Source organism: Rhizobium sp. SL42, assembly GCF_021729845.1.
GTDB lineage: Bacteria > Pseudomonadota > Alphaproteobacteria > Rhizobiales > Rhizobiaceae > Allorhizobium.
The window spans coordinates 958,344-975,762 of sequence record NZ_CP063397.1 but is presented as its reverse complement, the minus strand read 5'-3'; the positions used below and the strand labels follow the sequence as shown (position 1 = coordinate 975,762).

Below are 17,419 nucleotides of genomic sequence, written 5' to 3'. Positions count from 1 at the left end.
GTGCCCTTAGCAAGTTGTATAGGGAAGATGGCAGAGTTTTTCGAATGCGGCAAGTGGCCCGCAAAAACTTTGTGCTTTATTTCCGATGCGTATTTTGTATGCACATGACGGAACGACGGGGGAGAACCGAGCATGGCCGAAGGCGACCGGACGATCGAGGCTGCGAGCCAATCAGGTGACCAGCCTGGGACCGCGCGCGACATCCCGCTCTACGAACGCCTGAAGGCGGATATCAAGAAGCGGATCGAAACCGGTGAATGGCCACCCCATCATCGCGTCCCCTCGGAAAACGAGATTGCCGAAACCCTGAATGTCAGCCGGATGACGGCCAATCGTGCCTTGCGCGAACTGGCGAGCGAAGGCGTGATCGTCCGGGTGCAGGGACGCGGATCCTTCGTCGCGACCAAGAAGCGCAGCGCACCTTTCATGGGCGTTCGCAACATTGCCGACGAGATCACCGAGCGCGGCGCGATCCATACGGCAGAGGTCATCCTTGCCCAAACCGAAGTCTGCGGCCACGAGCTTGCCGAGGCGATGAACATAGAGGTCGGGCTATCGGCCTTTCATTCGGTCATCCTGCATCACGAGGATGAGGTGCCGATCCAGCTTGAGGATCGTTTCGTCAATCCGGCCGTCGCGCCTGACTATCTCGGCCAGGATTTCCAGAGAACGACGCCCAATGCCTACCTGACCCGCATAGCGCCGATCTCGCACACGGAACAGTTCGTCGAGGCCGTGCTGCCGCAGCCTTGGGAATGCAAGCATCTGTCGATTGCCCGCTCGGAGCCCTGCCTGCTGATCCGGCGGCGCACGTGGTCGGCGGATCGGATCGTCACATCCGTCCGCCTGCTTTATCCGGGCAGCCGCTACCGGCTGGAAAGCAGTTCGTGAGCAAAGCTCGCTTCGTCGGCACCGGCTATCAGGCCGAGACTGAGCAAGTTGCGGTCCGGGAAGGCTTCGGTTCGCGCCCGACAGCCTGAAGCTCCTTGGCAAGCCAATCAACGAAGACGCGTACCTTGTTGCTCAAATGCCGGGTCTGCGGATAGACGACATAAAGCGGCAGCGGATCACGATGCCATTCGGCCAGAACAGGGACGAGCTCTCCCTTTTCCACCGAAGTCTTGACCATGAATTCCGGCACCTGAACCACGCCCATGCCGGAAATTGCGGCATTCACATAAGAGCGACTGTCATTGATCGAGACAATGTAATTGGGTGCAACTTCGAGCGCCTCGCCGTCACGGACAAATTCCATCGGCATGATACGGCCCGACTGGGCGCTGAGATAGCCGACACAGAAATGCTCGGATTCAAGCTCTCTCGGATGCTGCGGCATGCCGAATTTTTCGATGTAGAAAGGTGCGGCATAGGTGTGCATCTCAAGCTCGCCGACCTTGCGCGCGACCAGCGACTGGTCGGTCGGCGTCCCGGCCCTCAGCGCACAATCGACATTCTCGGCGATGTAGTCGACGAGCCGGTCGCCGACGCCGATATCAAGGCGAATATCGGGGTAACGCATGTAGAAATCGCAGATGGCCGGCATGACGACGAGGTCGGCAAAAACACCAGCCATTTCAACGCGAAGACGTCCGGATGGCTGGGTCTGGGCGCTAGAGAAACTGCCATCGAGCTCTTCCAGTTCACTCAACAGCTGCGTCGCGCGCTCGTAATAAAGCGCGCCTTCCGTGGTCACCATGACCCGTCTTGTCGTGCGGTTCAGCAGGCGGGTGCGCAAATGGCCCTCAAGCCCCTGAATGAGATTGGTCACCGATGTCTTCGGCATGCTGAGGCTGCTTGCCGCGCGGGTGAAATTGCCCGTCTCGACAACCCGGACAAAAACGCGCATGGCCGATAGCTGGTCCAAATAAGCCTCCTTGTGCGCCGCACCATTATTCCGATATTTGGAATAGTATTATCACAATTCGCCGGCTTGCGCAGATTTATCGGGACAATCATATTTGTTCCCAAGCAAGCGTCGGCTTTCGTCCCCCTATGTATGGGGAGCCGCCAAAGGTATTTCAATGACAGCGCAATGGGAACACATCGCCTCGAGCAGGCCGTCGGCATCGCCATTGAGCGTGCGTGTGTACCAGGGTGCGGATCTGCCGAAGGCGCCGCCGCTCGTGCTGTACCTGCGTGGCGGCGCTTTTCTCGGCTCAGTGCCCGAGACCGACGAACGGCCGGTGGCACGCGCGCTGGCGGATACGGGCGCGGTTGTGGTCGAGGCTGACTATAGCAGCCCGTCGCACAATGCCTTCCCGGAGGCACTGGAACTGGCGTTCAGCGCTTTGAGCTGCCTCAGCAGCCGGCGCAAGACCTATGGGAGCGCCAAATCGATGCTTCTGGTGGTTGGAGAAGAGGCTGGCGGCAATGTTGCTGCGGGCGTTGCGCTGAAGGCACGGGATCTCATTCCCGGCGAGTTGAGCGGGCAGATCCTGCTGTCGCCGATGATCGATCCGCGGATGGCGACGGTGTCGTTTCGCGAGGCGGACCGGATCGGCATGCGGCAGCGCTGGTCGGACGGCTGGAGCCGCTATCTATCGATGGTGGGCAATTTTGCCCATCCCTATGCGGCCCTTTGTCAATGCACCCGGCTGTCGGGCCTGGCGCCGGCTCTGGTGCTGACGGCCGACAACGATCCGCTTCGTGACGAGGCAATCGCTTATGCGACCCGGCTGAAAAAGGCGGGCGTGCCGGTCACGCAACACAGTTTCCCGGCCTCCTCCGGATGGACGGGCATATACAACGACGAAAGTGGCGACTGGCTGGATCCCCTTTGCAGCCAATTCAAAAGTTTCGTCGACAAATTAAAACATTGAAATGAGCATTTAGACCAGAACCACCGGCTCGGTTTCGAGCCAAGGAGACCAAGATGACATCGAAGAAGCTACGCTGGGCCCTGTGGGGCGCCGGCATGGGTATTGCTGCGTCCGTAACAGGTGCCGCGTTCTACTTCACACCGCCGACCGCTGCCAATGCCGCATCGACGGAAGCAGCCGCTGCGGCCCCCGCCGTGCCGGTTACCGTGACCGCAGTCGAGCCCCGCAAGGTCACCATCTGGCAGGAGTTTTCCGGCCGGCTCGAGGCTGTCGACCGGGTTGAGCTCAGGTCTCGGGTGGCAGGTGCCGTCCAGTCCGTTCACTTTCGCGAAGGCAGCATGGTCAAGGCCGGCGACCGCCTGATCACCATTGACCCGGCGCCCTATGCCGCTCTGGTTTCCCAGGCGCAAGGCCAGGTGGCTTCGGCCCAGGCGCGCGTCGACCTGGCACTGACTGAACTGGAACGCGGCAAGACGCTGTCATCGCGCAACACCATATCGCAGAGCGATCTGGCGCAGCGCGAAAGCACCCACAAGGAGGCGTTGGCCGCCCTGCAGTCGGCGACAGCCCAGCTCACGGCCGCACAGCTCAATCTGGATTATACCGAGATCCGTGCACCGATCAGCGGCCGCGTCGGCAAGCTGGAAATCACACCCGGCAACCTTGTCGCCGAAGGTTCCGCCTCCACGCCCCTGACCACACTCGTGTCGTCCGACCCGATCTATGCGAGCTTCGATGCAGGCGAGGAACTGGTCAGCCGGGCGCTGGCCAGCCTGCCGGTCGAAAACGGCCTTCCGGCCATCGAACGGATTCCCGTCGAAATCGGCACGCTTGCCGATGAAGGCACCCCGATCCACGGCAAGCTGCAGTTGGTCGACAACGAGGTCAATGCCGCAAGCGGCACGATCCGCGTGCGGGCAGTGTTCGACAATCCAGACGGCAGGATGATCCCTGGTCAGTTCGTCCGTGTCCGCATGGGCCAGCCGGAAAGCGGCAACCAGCTTCTCATCAGTGAAAAGGCCATCGGCACGGACCAGGACAAGAAATTCGTCTTCGTCGTCGATGCGAGCAATACCGTTGCATACAGGCAGGTCGTGCTTGGCCTTTCCGTCGATGGCATGCGCATTGTCGAAAAGGGTCTGGCCGCTGGTGACCGCATCGTCGTCAATGGCCTGCAGCGCATCCGTCCCGGCGTCGTCGTCGATCCGCAGGACGAGGCCAAGGTCGCCAACAACTGATTTTGGCCGGCAGCCCCCGGTCGCCGGCCCACTCTGATCCACCGCCATGGTCGCCCGCAGCCCTCCCGCTGCGGGACAGGCTTTTCTTTCGCCTCTTGTTCATCCCCAGAGAGAGGGTTTTGACATGAATATCTCCAGGTTCTTTATCGACCGGCCGGTCTTTGCGGCCGTGCTGTCGATCCTGATCGTGGTCGCAGGTCTGATCGGCATGCGATCCCTGCCGATTTCCGAATATCCAGACGTCGTGCCGCCATCGATCGTGGTGCGCGCCGTCTATCCGGGCGCAAACCCGACCGTGATTGCCGAAACCGTTGCGACGCCGCTCGAAGAGCAGGTCAACGGCGTCGAGGACATGCTCTACATGTCAAGCCAGGCGACATCGGACGGCGTGCTGACGCTGACGGTGACCTTCAAGCTCGGCACCGATCCGGACAAGGCACAGCAGCTCGTGCAGAACCGCGTCTCGCAGGCCGAGCCGCGCCTGCCGGCCGAAGTGCGCGCGCTTGGCGTGACCACGGTCAAGAGCTCGCCCGACTTCATCATGGTCGTCAATCTCGTCTCGACGGTGGATGACTACGACATCACCTATCTGCGCAACTACGCCACGCTGAACGTCAAGGACCGGCTCGCCCGTATCCAGGGCGTCGGCCAGGTCCAGGTCTTCGGTGCCGGCGACTATTCGATGCGCGTGTGGATCGATCCGCAGAAGGCCGCCGAACATTCGCTGGCAGCAAGCGACATCACCAATGCGATTCGCGGCCAGAACGTTCAGGCCGCCGCCGGCATTATCGGCGCCTCGCCGAGCCTTCCCGGCGTCGACCTGCAGTTGAACGTCAATGCCCAGGGTCGCCTGCAGACGCCGGAGGAATTCGGCAATATCATCGTGAAAAGCGGTGCAAACGGCGAGATCACGCGTCTGCGCGATGTTGCCCGCATTGAACTCGGCGCTGCCGATTATACCCTGCGTTCGCTGCTCGACGGCCAGCCGGCGGTTGCCGTGGCCGTGCTTCAGGCGCCGGGATCAAACGCCATCGAGATTGCCGACAATGTCCGTGCCACCATGGACGAGCTGCAACTGGCGATGCCGACAGGGGTAAAATACGAAATCGCCTACGACACGACCAAGTTCGTGCGCGCCTCGATCGAAAAGGTCGTCGACACGCTGCTCGAGGCCGTGGCGCTGGTCGTGCTCGTCGTGATCATCTTCCTGCAGACCTGGCGCGCCTCGATCATTCCGCTGATCGCCGTTCCCGTGTCGATCATCGGCACATTCGCCGTCATGTATGCCTTCGGCTTCTCGGTTAACGCACTGACGCTGTTCGGCCTGGTTCTGGCGATCGGTATCGTGGTCGATGACGCGATCGTCGTCGTCGAAAACGTCGAGCGCAATATCGAAAACGGCCTGAGCCCGCGCGATGCGACCTACAAGGCCATGAAGGAAGTGTCCGGCCCGATCATCGCGATCGCGCTGGTGCTGGTCGCGGTCTTCGTGCCGCTCGCCTTCATCTCGGGCCTGTCCGGCCAGTTCTACCGGCAGTTCGCCCTGACGATCGCAATCTCGACCGTCATCTCGGCGATCAACTCGCTGACCCTGTCTCCCGCCCTGGCTGCTCTTCTCCTGAAGGACCACCATGCGCCGAAAGACTGGCTGACCCGCTTCATGGACCGGATCTTCGGCTGGTTCTTCCGTGGCTTCAACCGGGCATTCGGCGCGGCGTCAAACAGCTATGCCCGCGGCGTCGGTGGATTGCTGTCGCGCAAGTCGCTGGTGATGATCGTCTATCTCGGCCTGGTGGCGTTGACCTATACGGCATTCACCGCCGTTCCGGGCGGCTTCGTGCCGGCACAGGACAAGCAGTATCTGATCGGCTTTGCCCAGCTTCCGGACGGCGCCACCCTCGACCGTACGGAAGAGGTTATCAAGAAGATGAGCGACATTGCCCTGGAACAGCCAGGCGTCGCCCATGCCATCGCCTTCCCCGGCCTGTCGATCAACGGCTTCACCATCGGCTCCAACGCCGGCATCGTGTTCGCGGTCCTCGACGATTTCGAGGAGCGCAAATCGCCGGAGCTTTCGGGCGGTGCCATCGCCATGGCGCTGAACCAGAAATATGCCGGCATCCAGGATGCCTTCATCGCCATGTTCCCGCCGCCGCCGGTCAACGGTCTCGGCTCGACGGGCGGCTTCAAGCTGCAGATCGAGGACCGGGCTGGCCTCGGCAACCTCGCTCTGGACGAAGCCACAAAGGCATTCATCGCCAAGGCCTATCAGACACCGGAACTGGCCGGCATCTTCTCGAGCTACCAGATCAACGTGCCGCAGCTCTATGCCGATCTCGATCGCGCCAAGGCCGAACAGCTGGGCGTCTCGGTATCGGATGTCTTCGAGACGCTGCAGATTTATCTGGGCTCGCTTTATGTCAACGACTTCAACGCCTTCGGCCGTACCTACAGCGTGCGTGTCCAGGCGGATGCCAAGTTCCGCGCCAAGGCGGAGGATATCAGCCAGCTGAAGGTGCGCTCGCAGTCCGGCCAGATGATCCCGCTGTCGGCGCTCCTGAAGGTCGATGCCACGACCGGGCCGGAACGCACCACACGCTACAACGGCTTCCTGTCCGCCGACATCAACGGCGGTCCGGCTCCGGGCTTCTCGTCGGGCCAGGCCCAGGCGGCCATCGAAAAGATCGCGGCGGAAACACTGCCGGCCGGGATCGATTTCGAATGGACGGATCTCACCTACCAGCAGATCCTCGCCGGCAATTCCAGCATCGTGGTCTTCCCGCTGGCGCTGCTGCTGGTCTATCTGGTGCTGGCGGCGCAATACGAAAGCCTGACCTTGCCGATCGCGATCATCATGATCGTGCCGATGGGCGTGCTCGCGGCTCTGGCGGGGGTATGGCTGACCGGTGGCGACAACAACATCTTCACCCAGATCGGTCTGGTGGTGCTTGTCGGCCTGTCGGCGAAGAACGCGATCCTGATCGTGGAATTCGCCCGGGAGCTGGAGTTCGAGGGCCGAACGCCGTTGCGGGCCGCGATCGAGGCCAGCAAGTTGCGCCTTCGCCCGATCCTGATGACGTCGATGGCCTTCATCATGGGTGTCGTGCCGCTGGTCGTGTCCACCGGCGCGGGTGCGGAAATGCGCGCGGCCATGGGTGTCGCGGTGTTTTCCGGCATGATCGGCGTGACCTTCTTCGGCATCTTCATGACGCCGGTCTTCTATGTGCTGCTGCGCCGGCTCGCCGGCAACCGGCCGCTGGTCCAGCATGACCGGGAACCGGCCAACAGCCAGACGGCGACGGGCGTGGAGCATTCCGTCGCTGCGGAATGACATGAACACTCGTCAGGATTGATGACATGGGCGGGATCTTCCCGCCCATGTCCGTTTTCGGCTCCTGCGCGCCCTGTCCAACAAACCTGTCCAACAAAACAGGGGACCCAGCCGATCAAAGCGGCGTCTTCTCCCTTGCAGATCTGCCCTTCTCATGCGACTGGACGGCCATGGAGATCTGACAGGAGTAAGCCCCTTGAGCGCACGAGACCGTCTCATCGTCGGACTGGACGTCCCCACCATTGCCGAGGCCGAAGCCATCGTTGCCAAGCTCGGGGACAGTGTTTCCTTCTACAAGATCGGCTACCAGCTCGTCTTTGCAGGCGGCCTTGAACTTGCCCGCGATCTTGCCCAGGGCGGCAAGAAGATTTTTCTCGACATGAAACTGCTCGACATCGACAACACGGTTGCTTCCGGCGTCGAGAACATCGCCAAGATGGGCATGTCGATGCTGACCCTGCACGCCTATCCGAAGGCGATGCGTGCCGCCGTCGAAGCCGCCAGAGGCTCGGATCTCTGCCTGCTCGGCGTCACGGTCCTGACCTCGATGGACGAACAGGATCTGGTCGATGCCGGCTACGAATATGATCCGCACACGCTGGTGCTGAAGCGTGCCGAACAGGCGCGTGCTGCCGGCATGGGCGGGATTGTCTGTTCGGCGGAAGAATCCGCCGCTGTGCGTTCGATCATCGGCCCCGACATGGCGCTGGTGACGCCCGGCATTCGTCCGGCAGGTGCCGACAAAGGCGACCAGAAGCGGGTAATGACACCGGCCGATGCATTGAAAGCCGGCTCGAGCCATCTCGTCGTCGGCCGGCCGATCGTCAAGGCTGCCGACCCCAAGGCTGCGGCGCTGGCGATCCTTGCTGAGATGGACACCGTGCGGGAAGCCGCACGATAACAATCGACGGTTCACGTCTGAGGGAGAACAAACATGGCCAAGGGTTACTGGATCGCGCATGTCACCATTCGTGACACCGAGCGCTACAAGGACTATGTCGCTGCCGCAAAGCCCGCCTTTGAAAAATACGGTGCGAACTTTCTCGCCCGCGGCGGCGACGTGACCGAACTGGAGGGCCATGTGCGGCCGCGCAACGTGATCATCGAGTTTCCGTCCCACCAGGCGGCGGTCGATTGCTACAATTCACCGGAATACCAGATTGCCGCAAAGATCCGCCAGGAAGTGGCCGATGCGGACATGATGGTCGTTGCCGGTATCTGAGGCTGTTTGCCTCGCCTGACGGCGCCGCAACAGCCCTTTCACTACTGCTGCGATTCGGCTAAGAGAAGCCGAGATCCGAGGTGCATTCCGCGCCAATGCCGTTCAACCGCCATGCAATCGCAGTTCAGGGGAACCCATCATGACCTTGTCGAACCTTCCGCCGCTCGTCACCGTCTTCGGAGGCTCGGGCTTCGTGGGACGGCATGTCGTTCGGGCTCTCGCGCGCCGCGGCTACCGCATCCGTGTCGCCGTTCGACGCCCGGATCTTGCTGGCTTCCTGCAGCCGCTCGGCAATGTCGGCCAGATTTCCTTCGTGCAGGCGAACCTGCGCTATCGGGACTCCATCGACAAGGCCGTGCAGGGCGCTGACCATGTGGTCAACTGCGTCGGCATCCTGTTTGAAAACGGTCGCAACAGCTTCGACGCCGTGCAGGAATTCGGCGCCCGTGCTGTAGCCGAAGCTGCACGTTCGGCCGGTGCCCGCCTGACCCATATTTCCGCCATCGGTGCAGACGCACAATCCCGGTCCATCTACGCCTCGACCAAGGGCCGCGCCGAGGCTGCGATACGGTCTATCCTTCCCGACGCGACGATCCTGCGTCCGTCGATCGTCTTTGGACCGGAAGACAGCTTCTTCAACAAGTTCGCCGCCATGGCGCGCATCTCGCCTTTCCTGCCGCTGGTGGGCGGTGGCAAGACCAGGTTCCAGCCGGTCTATGTCGAAGATGTCGCCGAAGCCGTTGCGCTTTCGGTCGATGGCAGCATCGCGTCGGGCAAGATCTACGAACTCGGCGGTCGCGACGTGCTGACCTTCAAGCAATGTCTGCAGACCATGCTCGAGGTGATCGGCCGCAAGCGCGCGCTCGTCCCGCTTCCCTTCGGCATCGCCTCGATGATCGGCAGCATTGCGTCGGCAATTCCGCTGATCAGCCCGCCGCTGACCAGCGACCAGGTCACTCTGCTGAAGCGCGACAACGTCGTGTCGGACGCTGCCAAGGCGGAAGGCCGCACGCTTGAAGGCATGGGGATCCAGCCGGTAAAGGTTGCTTCCATCCTGCCGACCTACCTGGTGCATTTCCGTCCACATGGACAGTTCACCGGATCCGGCAAGGCCGCCTGACGGCGGCCCGACAAGCGCTGCTTGTTTCGACGTTGCACAAATGACGCAGTCGTGGAAACACCTGCGTTAACCTCGAATAAAGCAAGATCTTCTATTGATGCCTCTGACGGCAATGCGTAAAGACTCGGCCCCAACGGCAAGGCGGGAATGATCGCTAGCCCACATCCTTCTACACCCTCAAGAGGCATTTTATGGGCAAGTCCATCGCACTGTTCTTTGCGTGTGCGGCATTGGTGATCATCGCCGGTTCGTTCCTCGCTCCCTCGACAGTCGCGGCACGCAAGGGCAATTGCTCACCCGCCTATGGCGTCGATCCGTGCAGCACGGGTTCGATAGCGGCGTCCGAGTAAGGCACCCCCAAAGGCCGCCCGTTGAGCGGCCTTTTTCTTATCCGGCTTTCCGGTATGGCGACGCTCAGCGACCCATAAGCAAGGCGACAAGGCCGATGCTGCCGATCGCGATCCGCCACCAGGCAAACGGCGCATAGCCACGCTTCGAGACAAAATCCAGCAACGACCTGACCACCAGCAGCGCGGTAAAAAACGCCGCCACGAAGCCGATCGCGATGATCGCGCCGTCGTCGAAGCTCAACGCGTCGCGGTTCTTGTAGAGGTCGAGCGCGAAGGCGCCGGCCATGGTCGGCATGGCGAGGAAGAAGGAAAACTCGGCGGCCGAACGCTTGTCCGCACCGAGCAGCAGCGCGCCGACGATCGTCGCGCCGGAACGGGATGTGCCGGGGATCATCGCCACGCACTGGCAAAAGCCGATCTTCAAGGCAAGCGACAACGGATATTGCGTGACATCGGTATATTTCGGCGTCAGCGGAAGGCGATCGATCCACAAGAGCACGATGCCGCCGAGGATCAGCACCACACATATCAGCATCGGCGTCTCGAACAGCACCGTCTTGATGAAATCATGCGCCAGCGCACCGATAACGGCTGCCGGCAGGAAGCCAATCAGTACGGCCATCACGAAACGGCGGCTTTCCGGGCTGGACGGCAGCGACAGCGCAATGCCGAGCAGCTTGGTGAAATAGACACTGAGGATCGCGAGGATCGCGCCCAGCTGGATCAGCACGGCAAAGGTGTTGCCCGGTGATTCGAAACCAAGGAAATAGCCGGCGAGAAGGACATGCGCGGTCGAGGAAACGGGGATGAATTCCGTCAAACCCTCGATAAGGCCGAGCACGAGGGCGCTGATGATGGATTGGTCTTCCATGGAAACTCTTTCAGGGCGGGATGGCGAAGCGATCTGCTTGTATTGCGATAACCAAGCTCCTATAGCTTGGAAGCCGAGGTCATGACCAGTCGCCTCTCGCACGGGCGTACCGGCAGGCGAAATCCCAAGAATTCGAGTGACAATGCCGACCCTCTACCACCATTCCATGTCCACATCGTCGCGGTTTATCCGTCTGGTGCTCTCCGAATACGGCTTCCAGGTCGATCTTGTCGAAGAACAGACATGGGAAAAGCGCCGCGAGTTCCTGGCCTACAATCCGTCCGGCACCCTGCCGGTCTATGTTGACGACAACATGCGCGCGCTGTGTGGACCTGTGGTGATCTCCGAATTCCTTGACGAGACCCATGGTGTCCTGAAGCGCGACCGGCGGTTGCTGGCCGAGGATCCGTTCCAGCGCGCGGAAATCCGTCGGTTGACCGAATGGTTCCTGCAGAAGATGGAGCAGGACGTGACCAAGCCGCTGGTGCGCGAACGGGTGCACAAGCTGATCATCCCCAACGGGCTTGGCGGCGGGGCGCCGGATTCCAAGATCCTGCGCACCGCGCGCAGCAATATTCGTCAGCACATGAAATATCTCAGCTGGCTTGCCGGATCGCGGCAATGGCTGGCAGGAGAACGGCTAAGCTATGCCGACCTGGCAGCGGCCTCCGCCGTTTCGGTGCTCGACTATCTCGGCGAGATCGACTGGGCGGAGTTCCCTGTGGCAAAGGAATGGTACCAGCGACTGAAGTCGCGCCCCTCTTTCCGCCCGTTGCTGACTGAGCGTGTCCGCGGCCTGACCCCCGTATCGCACTACGCCGATCTCGATTTCTGACGGACCCGGCCATGGAAACGCCGCAGACCGATCCGAAGGCGACGAAGCGGCGGAACGATCTCACCGGCTTCCTGCGCAGGGAAGCTGAGGCGCAAGGCTTCGACCTCTGTCGGATCACGCTGCCGGATGCCATTCCCCAGGCGCCGGAGCGACTACAGCAATTCGTTGATGCCGGACGCCATGGCACGATGGCCTGGATGGAAGAGACGTTAGAGCGCCGTGGCGACCCGAAGGTGCTCTGGTCGGATGTGCGCTCGATCGTCATGTTCGGGATGAACTACGGTCCGGACGAAGATCCGCGCGCGCTACAGGCGCAACCGGACAAGGCAGCCATTTCAGTCTATGCCCGCAATCGCGACTATCATGATGTGATCAAGGGCCGGCTGAAGGAGATCGCCACCCGCTTTGCCGCCAGAGCCGGCGCCGATGTCAAGGTCTTCGTCGACACGGCTCCCGTGATGGAAAAACCACTGGCCGCGGCTGCTGGCCTCGGCTGGCAGGGCAAACACACCAATCTGGTCAGCCGCGAATTCGGCTCCTGGCTGTTTCTCGGCAGCCTGTTCACCACGGCCGAGCTTGAAATCGACGATGGCGAACGCGACCATTGCGGTTCCTGCCGGGCCTGCCTCGACGCCTGCCCGACCGACGCCTTTCCCGCACCCTACCAGATCGACGCACGGCGCTGCATCTCCTACCTGACGATCGAGCACAAGGGCGTCATCGACGCGGCACTCCGGCCAGCCTTCGGCAACCGGATCTATGGCTGCGACGACTGCCTGGCGGCCTGCCCGTGGAACAAGTTCGCCGCGGAAGCGCGCGAGATGAAGCTGAAGGCCCGCGACGATCTGAAGGCCCCGGATATCGCCTTCTTCCTGACGCTGGACGACAGCCGGTTTCGCACCTATTTCAGCGGCTCACCGGTGAAACGCATCGGGCGAGACCGGTTCGTGCGCAATGTGCTGATCGCGGCGGGCAATTCCGGCTTGGCATTGCTTGTTCCGGTGTGCGAAAGCCTGCTGGACGATGCCTCGGCAGATGTGCGCGGCATGGCCGTCTGGGCGTTGACGCGGCTTGCTTCAGCCGAGCGCTTTGCCACGCTCCGCGATGCGCATCTGGCCAAGGAAGCCAATGGCACCGTGCGGGCTGAATGGATGATGGAGACCTGATACATGCGCATGATGATTTTCGGGGCCGGATATTCGGGCAAGGCGATCGGCAGGAAGATGACAAGCCAAGGCGCCAGACAGGACATCTGGGTCGGCGGCACGAGCCGCAGCCCCGACAAGACCGAGGCGCTGCGTGAAGCCGGACTTCAACCTTACATCTATGACGGACAGGTACTGAGCGAGGATCTCGCGGACGCACTGACCAGCGTCACGCATCTGGTTCAGTCGATTGCGCCGGGCCGCGATGGCGACCCGCTGATCCGGCTTTTTGGCGAGCGGGGCCTGCGGTCCGCCCTGCCCAGACTGGAGTGGATCTGCTACCTTTCCACCGTCGGCGTCTACGGAGACCATGACGGCGCCTGGGTCGATGAAGAGACGCCACTCAAGCCGGTTTCCATCCGCTCGGTCGAGCGTGTCGAGGCCGAAGCGGCCTGGACGGCTCTTGCCCGGCGCGAAGACCTGCCGCTTGCAATCCTCCGGCTGTCGGGCATCTATGGCCCCGGCCGCAACACCCTCATCAACCTTGCGCAGGGAACCGCGCGGCGACTGGTGAAGAAGGACCAGGTGTTCAACCGCATCCGTGTCGAGGACATCGCGTCCGCCACAGCGTTTCTGGCAGGTCCCCGGACAGCCGGCATCTTCAATGTCACCGACGACATGCCGAGCCCGCCGCAAGATGTGGTCAGCGAGGCCGCCCGACTGATGGGCATCGATGCACCGGCCGAGCAGCCGTTCGAGACCGCGGATCTCACCCCGATGGCGCGCTCCTTCTATGGTGAAAACAAGCGCGTCTCCAACGCCAAGATCAAGTCGCTCGGCTTTGATTTCAACTACCCAAATTACTATCAGTCCCTGCAGGATCTACTGTCGTCCGGTCACTGGAACAAACCAGCCTGACGATCGTTTTACGGGGTCAGGTTGCATCTGCACCACCCCCTGCCGGCCCCACAGATTGGGCCTCGGCCACGAGCTAGCCACAATTAGGGCGATGAATGTGGCGATCCGGATTGATTTTTCTTCATTTTTTTCGTGATCGCGCATCTCCGGGCGACTCGAGGAATGAGATTCCTTCGTTCCGACTGGATTCAATGGGTTTTTTCTTCCCATTTAGACTTCATTAAGGTGAATATTTTCTGCGAATCAATCACGTATGTTACCTGTTGTAACATTACGTGATCGCATGAGGGCACGTTTTTGCCACTTTTCACCCCGCTTAGCCGTTTCCACGCAAAAAACAGCTCGTGTCAATGACTAGGGAAATCAAACTTGACGAATAACCGACGCTCTATTTTCACCGCTGCAACTATAGCTGCACTCTGTGCTTTCGCGCCGATCAGTGCAGAGGCCGCTTCTTCCTGTGGCGGCGCGTCCTGGTACGCCCTGCACTCCAAGACAGCTTCCGGTGAACGTATGAACCCGTCGCAAATGACCGCCGCTCACAAGAGCCTGCGTTTTGGCACCAAGATCAAGGTGACCAATCGCAACAATGGCAAGAGCGTCGTGGTCCGCGTCAACGACCGTGGCCCGTTCATCCGTGGCCGCGTGCTCGACCTGTCGAAGGCCGCAGCCCAGAACATCGGCATGATCCGTTCCGGCCATGCCAAGGTTTGCTACGAAATCATCCGCTGATCCACGCTTTCAAGACCCGTGACGGCGAAATGCCGGATCTCCAGCCAAAGCGCTTGCTCTTCATCCGGTTCGCCGTTACCACGCTCTCTTCTTTTAGAGGAGAATGAATATGCGCTTGGGCGGCCGTCTTGCCGGTGCGATCGAAGTTTTGAGCGATATCGAAACCCGTCGCCGTCCTGTTGCCGATGCCCTCAAGGATTGGGGCCTGTCGCATCGTTTTGCCGGCTCCGGTGACCGGGCCGCGATCGGCAACATCGTCTACGATGCCCTGCGCATGAAACTCTCGCACGCCTGGCTGATGGACGACGAGAGCGCGCATGCGCTCGGCTGGGCCGTGCTGCTGCGCCAGTGGGGCTATACGGCCGAGCAATTGGCGTCAGAGTTCGACGGCGACAATTTTGCCCCTGCGCCACTCAGCGAAGCCCAGGCGCTCGCCTTTGCAAACCGCACGCTTTCAGACGCGCCGTTGCATGTCCAGGGCGATATTCCCGACTGGGTCGAACCCGCCTTTGAGGCCGCCTTCGGTGAAGCCTGGCTCACCGAGGCCAAGGCACTTGCCACCCGCCCGACACTCGACCTGCGCGTCAACACCTTGAAAGCCCATCGCGAGAAGGTCCTGAAGGCGCTCGATCGGGCCGGTGCCGTGGCCTCTCCGATCGCGCGCTTCGGCATGCGGGTACCCGCGGGCGAAGGCCCGTCGCGCCTTCCCAATGTCACGGCCGAACTGAGCTTCCAGAAGGGCTGGTTCGAAGTCCAGGACGAAGGATCGCAGATCGTCGCCGACATGGTCGACGCGCGCGAGGCCGATCAGGTTCTCGATTTCTGCGCCGGCGGAGGCGGCAAGACGCTCGCCGTGGCAGCGGCGATGAACAACAAGGGGCAGGTGCATGCCTATGATGCCGACCGCAAGCGCCTGGCGCCGATCATCGAGCGGCTGAAGCGCGCCGGCACACACAATGTTCAGGTTCACGATTCGCTCAAGAGCCTCGCCAACCTCAAGGAAAAGTTCGACCGTGTGCTGGTCGATGCGCCCTGCACCGGCACCGGCACCTGGCGCCGACGCCCGGACACCAAATGGCGCCTGACACAGCGCAATCTCGAAGAGCGCGTGATCCAGCAGCAAGAGGCCCTGACCGAAGCCTCTGCCTATGTGAGGCCGGGCGGATCGCTGTTCTACATTACCTGTTCCGTGCTGCCTGCCGAAAACGATGCGCAGGTCAGCGCATTCTGCGAAGCCAATCCAAAATTCGAGATCGTTTCGGTGCTGGAGGACTGGAAGCGCCTCTTCGGCGACAAGGTTCCGATGCCCCGATCGATCGATGGCCGCACCATCACGCTGAGCCCCGCCAGCATGGATACCGACGGCTTCTTCTTCTGCCGGATGCGCCGCAAAACCGGCACCGATTGACAGGCGTCAAGTCCAGTCGTTCATTCTTATAGTCGACTGTTTGACACCAGTTTGGTTTTCGGCCAAGACATGGCGTCCGTTTTATCGAGAGGGCGCGTCGGCGTCGAAGGAGAACCCCATGATCCGGAAATCCATCATCGGCGCGTCTGTCGCGCTTCTGGTCGCTTCCGCCGCAGTTTTTACCGGCCCGGCATTCGCCGCGCCGTCGTCGGCAGATGTGCTCAAGCACTATAGCGTGCTTGCCCATGCGAAATTCGAGGATGCGCTTACCACGGCCAAGGCCCTGGACGCTGCCATCGACGCGCTGATCGCAGGCCCGAGCGACGAGACGCTCAAGGCTGCGCGTGCCGCCTGGATCAAGGCCCGCGTGCCGTATCAGCAGACGGAAGTGTATCGCTTCGGCAACGCGATCGTTGACGACTGGGAAGGCAAGGTCAACGCCTGGCCGCTCGATGAAGGCCTGATCGACTATGTCGATGCCCGCTACGGTACCGAAAGCGATGGCAACGCACTTTACGTCGCCAATGTCATCGCCAACCCGAAGATCAAGATCAACGGCGCCGATGTCGATGCCAGCACCATTACCCCGGAACTGATCGCCGACACCCTGCATGAAGCCGGCGAAGTCGAGGCCAATGTGGCCAGCGGCTACCACGCCATCGAGTTCCTGCTTTGGGGCCAGGACCTGAACGGCACCGGCCCGGGCGCCGGCAACCGTTCCTATACCGATTTCGACACCAAGGCCTGCACCAACGGCAATTGCGATCGCCGCGCGGCCTATCTGAAGTCCGCCTCCACCCTGCTGGTCAGGGATCTGCAGGACATGGTCACCGCCTGGGCGCCGGACGGCGAAGCCACAAAGGCGGTGCTGGCCGACGAAAAGGCCGGCCTTTCGACCATCCTCACCGGCATGGGCTCGCTCTCCTACGGCGAACTGGCCGGCGAGCGCATGAAGCTCGGCGTTCTGCTGCATGATCCGGAAGAAGAGCACGATTGCTTCTCCGACAACACGCATGCCTCACATCTGAACGACGCGATCGGCATCGCTTCGGCCTATACCGGCGAATATACCCGTGTCGACGGCACCAAGCTGACCGGCCCGTCGCTGTCGGAACTGGTGGTTGCCAAGGATGCAGCGCTGGACGCCGAGATGAAGGGCAAGCTCGACAAGACCCTGGCCGCGATGAATGCCATGGCCAAGCGGGCCGAAACCGTCGAGGCCTATGACCAGATGATCGGCGAAGGCAATGCCGAGGGCAATGCCACCGTTCAGGCCGCCATCGACGGCCTGATCGACCAGACCCAGACCATCCAGCGCGTCATTGCGTCGCTGGATCTGGGTGCGATCGAGCTTGAAGGTTCCGACAGCCTGGATAATCCTAACGCTGTCTTCCAATAAGCACAAAGGCGGGCCGCCCGATAACCATCGG

At 61.6% G+C, this 17,419-nt stretch carries 16 protein-coding genes; 14 read left to right on the top strand and 2 right to left on the bottom strand.

Features of this window, described 5'->3' with window-relative positions:
- The first annotated feature begins 132 nt into the window (after positions 1 to 132).
- Positions 133 to 891, top strand: coding sequence for a histidine utilization repressor (hutC, locus tag IM739_RS04490; RefSeq protein WP_237370020.1), 759 nt, complete (start codon positions 133 to 135; stop codon positions 889 to 891).
- A 28-nt stretch (positions 892 to 919) separates the two neighbouring features.
- Here the strand turns inward: hutC and IM739_RS04485 are convergent, their stop codons facing one another.
- The gene (locus IM739_RS04485) at positions 920 to 1,864 is read right to left on the bottom strand and encodes a LysR family transcriptional regulator (protein ID WP_237370019.1); all 945 of its coding nucleotides are present in this window, start codon (positions 1,862 to 1,864) and stop codon (positions 920 to 922) included.
- A 157-nt stretch (positions 1,865 to 2,021) separates the two neighbouring features.
- Between IM739_RS04485 and IM739_RS04480 the strand changes: the two genes are divergently transcribed.
- From IM739_RS04480 to IM739_RS04450, 7 genes are all read left to right on the top strand, one after another.
- Positions 2,022 to 2,819, top strand: coding sequence for an alpha/beta hydrolase (locus IM739_RS04480; protein ID WP_237370018.1), 798 nt, complete (start codon positions 2,022 to 2,024; stop codon positions 2,817 to 2,819).
- Positions 2,820 to 2,872: 53 nt separating this feature from the next.
- A complete protein-coding gene (locus IM739_RS04475) occupies positions 2,873 to 4,057 on the top strand; it encodes an efflux RND transporter periplasmic adaptor subunit (protein ID WP_237370017.1) in 1,185 nt (394 codons plus the stop codon).
- A gap of 124 nt (positions 4,058 to 4,181) precedes the next feature.
- Entirely contained in the window at positions 4,182 to 7,388 is a 3,207-nt protein-coding gene (locus tag IM739_RS04470; protein WP_237370016.1) for an efflux RND transporter permease subunit, read from the top strand.
- 196 nt (positions 7,389 to 7,584) lie between these two features.
- Entirely contained in the window at positions 7,585 to 8,289 is a 705-nt protein-coding gene (gene pyrF, locus IM739_RS04465) for an orotidine-5'-phosphate decarboxylase (protein ID WP_237370015.1), read from the top strand.
- Positions 8,290 to 8,322: 33 nt separating this feature from the next.
- Positions 8,323 to 8,610 carry a DUF1330 domain-containing protein gene (locus IM739_RS04460; RefSeq protein ID WP_237370014.1) on the top strand — a complete coding sequence of 96 codons (288 nt, stop codon included), beginning with the start codon at positions 8,323 to 8,325 and terminating at the stop codon, positions 8,608 to 8,610.
- 139 nt (positions 8,611 to 8,749) lie between these two features.
- A complete protein-coding gene (locus IM739_RS04455; RefSeq protein ID WP_237370013.1) occupies positions 8,750 to 9,730 on the top strand; it encodes a complex I NDUFA9 subunit family protein in 981 nt (326 codons plus the stop codon).
- Between the two features lie 191 nt (positions 9,731 to 9,921).
- Positions 9,922 to 10,080 carry a hypothetical protein gene (locus IM739_RS04450; protein WP_237370012.1) on the top strand — a complete coding sequence of 53 codons (159 nt, stop codon included), beginning with the start codon at positions 9,922 to 9,924 and terminating at the stop codon, positions 10,078 to 10,080.
- A gap of 64 nt (positions 10,081 to 10,144) precedes the next feature.
- Here IM739_RS04450 and IM739_RS04445 read toward each other — a convergent pair whose 3' ends face one another.
- Positions 10,145 to 10,951 (bottom strand): undecaprenyl-diphosphate phosphatase, encoded by an 807-nt coding sequence (locus IM739_RS04445; RefSeq protein ID WP_237370011.1) that lies wholly within the window; start codon positions 10,949 to 10,951, stop codon positions 10,145 to 10,147.
- Positions 10,952 to 11,093: 142 nt separating this feature from the next.
- Here IM739_RS04445 and IM739_RS04440 point away from each other — a divergent pair, with 142 nt between their 5' ends.
- From IM739_RS04440 to IM739_RS04415, 6 genes are all read left to right on the top strand, one after another.
- Positions 11,094 to 11,786, top strand: coding sequence for a glutathione S-transferase family protein (locus tag IM739_RS04440; RefSeq protein ID WP_237370975.1), 693 nt, complete (start codon positions 11,094 to 11,096; stop codon positions 11,784 to 11,786).
- A gap of 11 nt (positions 11,787 to 11,797) precedes the next feature.
- Positions 11,798 to 12,952, top strand: coding sequence for a tRNA epoxyqueuosine(34) reductase QueG (gene queG / locus IM739_RS04435; protein WP_237370010.1), 1,155 nt, complete (start codon positions 11,798 to 11,800; stop codon positions 12,950 to 12,952).
- 3 nt (positions 12,953 to 12,955) lie between these two features.
- The gene (locus IM739_RS04430; protein ID WP_237370009.1) at positions 12,956 to 13,849 is read left to right on the top strand and encodes an SDR family oxidoreductase; all 894 of its coding nucleotides are present in this window, start codon (positions 12,956 to 12,958) and stop codon (positions 13,847 to 13,849) included.
- A 369-nt stretch (positions 13,850 to 14,218) separates the two neighbouring features.
- Complete coding sequence (locus IM739_RS04425) at positions 14,219 to 14,581, top strand: septal ring lytic transglycosylase RlpA family protein (RefSeq protein WP_159946070.1); 363 nt, start codon at positions 14,219 to 14,221, stop codon at positions 14,579 to 14,581.
- Positions 14,582 to 14,690: 109 nt separating this feature from the next.
- Entirely contained in the window at positions 14,691 to 15,989 is a 1,299-nt protein-coding gene (locus IM739_RS04420; RefSeq protein ID WP_237370008.1) for an RsmB/NOP family class I SAM-dependent RNA methyltransferase, read from the top strand.
- A 118-nt stretch (positions 15,990 to 16,107) separates the two neighbouring features.
- A complete protein-coding gene (locus IM739_RS04415) occupies positions 16,108 to 17,388 on the top strand; it encodes an imelysin family protein (RefSeq protein WP_237370007.1) in 1,281 nt (426 codons plus the stop codon).
- The last annotated feature ends 31 nt before the right edge of the window (positions 17,389 to 17,419 follow it).